Here is a 3,535-nt window from a genome sequence, read left to right as displayed (position 1 = left end):
CATCACCAGCCGCTCGGCCACCTCCTTGTTCGACAACCCTTGTGCGGCAAGCGAGATGATCTCGCTCTGCCGGGCCGTGAAGCGTTGCGGCGTCGCCGCCGCCCGTAATGCAGGAGTCTGGGCCCCTTGGCATTCGACCGCGAGACGCTGGGCAGTGGCGGACGCGCTCGATGCCGCGCCGCGCAACCCGGCATTCTGATAGGCGACGACGGCTTGGGCGGCGGCGTCGGCGGCAGCGATGCGATCGCCGAAAGCCTCGTATTGTCGTGACGCATCGACGAGTGCGTGCCCGCTCCCCGCCGCGAGTGCTGCGGCATGAGCCGCGGCAGCGGGGGCGCGGGGGCCTTGAACTAAACCAGTAAGCTCCGCCAGCCTCGCGGCGGTGGTGTGGTCGCCGAACTGTGTCGCCGTCTGGAGAAGCACGACTTCCCAGGCGGGTCGCCCGCGCTCGGATTCCCGTGCCGCCGCGTCACGCGTGATCGAGATCGCCTGCGACACGGCGCCTTCGGCCACGCACACCCAGGCCTCGGCGATGTACTTCTCACCATCCACCATGCAGGCGTCGGAGTCCTGGGCCCACCACTCGATGGCATCAAACTCTTGACGCGCGTCGGCCGCTCGACCGGTCATGGCGGTCACTAGCGTCAACCACGACCGTCCAAAACACTTCATCATGTGCCCGCTGTCGCCGGTACCGAGGTATGCCACGGCTTCCCGCAAAGAACGCTGCGCCTCATCCAGTGCACCCCGGCTCATCGCGGACATGCCGACAAGCAGGCTATGCCACGACTCCTCAAACGGAACGTCGCGCGTGTCTTGCCGAACCCGGGCACTCACGGCCTCCGATTGCGTCAACGCACCCGCGAGTCGGTAGCCGAAGCTTTGTAGGAAAGCCAACGGGTATCGCAAGTGTGACACCGCTGGAGATCTGTCGGCGACAGCAATACCTCTGTTTACCGCTTTCTCGAGCTCGTCGATGCGCCCAAGGTCGGCGAGTCCGGCGACCAACGCCCAGGCCAGTAGCATTTGTGCGAGCTCATCATCGATGTTGGCAACCAGGGCGGTGGCGGCCGCTGGGACCGAAGCCTTGGCGTTGCCGCGCACTGTGTCGATCAGCGCCCGCAGTGCGGTTTCGATCGCCTGCGGAGGCTCGTCGGCTGCCGTCAGCAACTCGATTTCACTCTCGGCGCGGGCCACTTGACCCAGCACTACGGCGAAGTTGATGGCGCGCAGGATGGCAATCTGGGCGCGCAACGGCCCCGACGTCTGGCCGGCGAGTTCAGCGAGAACGGTTTCGGCGTCGGCGCCACGCTCCTGCCATGTGATGGCCATCGCGCGGACGATCTGCGCACCGATACCGCCGCCCGCCGCAGCCGCGCGTTCGGCCAGGGTTTCGGCCAGCCGCTGATCCCGCAGTTCCATTGCGGCCGCCGATGCCGCGAGGAGGAACGTCGGGTCAGGCGTGAGATCGGACTCTGACGTCAGCATGGCGCGTCGTACCAAATCTCGCGGGTCTGTCGTGGGCTTACGCGCGAGTTCGGTTGCGATGAAACCACGCAGTCGTCGCAGTCGCAGTGAGTCGGCGCGCCGAACCTCGCCGAGCATGGGATGGGACAACCTCATGGACGGCGGTTGCCCGGTGTAGTCGACAGTGATCAGGCCGAGAGATTCGGCCGCAGCGAGCGCGTCGGACCCAACAATGCCAGCCAAAACGTCGGCACTAAGCGGCTCGGTTACCGCGAGCGCGTCGAGCACGTCGCGAACTGCTTTGGGTGCCTCCGCAATTCGGGACTCAAGTAGCTCTGCCAATGTCGGCGACAGCTCGAGCTGACCATCCCAAATCCACACGCCCGAATGCTGCGAGATCCGACCTGCGCTGACCTCAGTGTCGAGCAAGTGGCGTAGGTAGAGCGCATTGCCTTGGGTGTGCTGCCAGAGCCGGCGAGCGCACAGGGAGTGCACCGGACCACCGAGCACGTGCTCCACCAGACCGGCGATCTCCGACAGTGAAAGCGGCTGCAGCTCAAGCCTTTCCAGGTGCTGATCCTTCCAGATGGCCGTAATGGCATCCGGTGGCGACTCTCCCGAGCGAATGGTCAAGATGACCGACGCCAGTCGCCGTGTGACGAGTTGGTGAATGGTGAACGCCGACAGGTCGTCAAGGAGATGCGCATCGTCGACACCAACGACCACCTCACCATCACGTGCGTCGCCGACGAGCCCGTTGACCACCTCCCGCACCCGGCGTAACGGGTCAGGGCCGAAGTCGCTGGCGATGTCGGCGAATGCGCCGAGAGGGACGCTGCGTGACGATGCCGTGCCGACGATCCAATGCCGACGCGCGGTACGCGGACCAAGGCCAGCAATGACTTCGCGGGCCACCCGCGTTTTACCGACACCGGCCGAGCCGGACAACACGATTCCGCGGGCTCGGTCGGCGGTCGCACGCGTGGCGTCGGCGATCACCGCGAGCTCCTCGGATCGCCCGACCAGCGGCCACTGACGGATCACCGGCGAATTCTAACCGGCACAGGCGCTCCACAGCAGAGGTCAAGCAAACCGGCAGCTTCAGGTCCTTCACATTCGCCTGACGAAGCGCTCTATTCGGTCGGTGGCTCCTCGGACGCGGCTGCGAGCTTCGCTTCGGCCACTCGCATGAACGTCGGAAGCGCGGCCTGGTCCACCCCAACACACTCGGCGATCACATCGTCGGCAATCCCGGCATCACGCAACCGGAGCGCGGCCGCATACGGCAAGGGCAACCGACCCAGGAAGTCGGTCCGGCGCGCATCGATGGCCATGGATACGACGATGGACGCCGCGGCGACGTCGGTCTGGGGTATTTCACTACCCCAGTCGGGATCCGACTTCGATACCTCGAGGTGGCGTAACCGACCCTGGCGTAACTGGGGTAGTCGACTACTCCAGTCGACCCACCGCAGCGGACTTAGGTTCCTGGCAACCTCCTGCGAACCCGCAGTGATTGCCCTCGGCGAAAGGACCGCTCCCATGGCCAAGCATGCGAAGCAGTCGTGTGGACAGAAGCGGTTCCTCGCATCGGCGGTGACCGCTGGCGCGCTGGCGGCGGCGGGCGCGGCGCTGGTGGGCGGACCAGTCACGTCGCCACCGTCGCCTCGGGTGGTCCATGCCGCCGTGACATTGGTCGACTATTCGGTCCCGATACCCAATGAGCTGCTCGCGGCATCGTGCGCCGCCACCGACGTCATCTGTACCTTGACGGCAAATGCGCGGGGTACGGACAACGTCGTCGCCCCACCGGCATTCGTCCCGTCGGCCGTCCGCGCGCCCGTGCCCGCGCCGCCCATCGATCCGGTGTTGGCGCGCCTGCTTGGCTTGCCTGCCCAAATTCTGGCCAACCCGCTCAACGTCATCGGGCGGGGCGGCTGGCTGATCGGCGACGCCGTCACCCCCGGCGCGAACGGCGGCTTCCTCATCGGCAATGGCGCCGACGGCCGCACCCCCGGTCAAAACGGCGGCTATGGCGGCCTACTCGTCGGCGCAGGCGGCAACGGCG

At 66.4% G+C, this 3,535-nt stretch carries 2 protein-coding genes and 1 pseudogene; 1 reads left to right on the top strand and 2 read right to left on the bottom strand.

Going from position 1 to position 3,535, the window contains the following annotated elements:
- Both QOD90_RS27795 and QOD90_RS27790 read right to left on the bottom strand, forming a co-directional pair.
- Window positions 1-2,511 (bottom strand): AAA family ATPase (locus tag QOD90_RS27795; protein WP_526355153.1); only part of this gene is annotated, 2,511 nt, incomplete at its 3' end.
- Window positions 2,512-2,600: 89 nt separating this feature from the next.
- On the bottom strand, window positions 2,601-2,801 hold the full coding sequence (locus QOD90_RS27790) for a hypothetical protein (protein WP_526355151.1): 201 nt from the start codon (window positions 2,799-2,801) through the stop codon (window positions 2,601-2,603).
- A 208-nt stretch (window positions 2,802-3,009) separates the two neighbouring features.
- On the opposite strand from QOD90_RS27790, the pseudogene QOD90_RS27785 reads away from it, so the two are divergent.
- Window positions 3,010-3,535, top strand: a pseudogene (locus tag QOD90_RS27785) (hypothetical protein); the annotation flags it as partial.

It is taken from the genome of Mycobacterium sp. (genome assembly GCF_032161845.1).
GTDB lineage: Bacteria > Actinomycetota > Actinomycetes > Mycobacteriales > Mycobacteriaceae > Mycobacterium.
The sequence above is the reverse complement of the archived record's forward strand: the minus strand, read 5'-3'. Positions and strand labels throughout refer to the sequence as shown.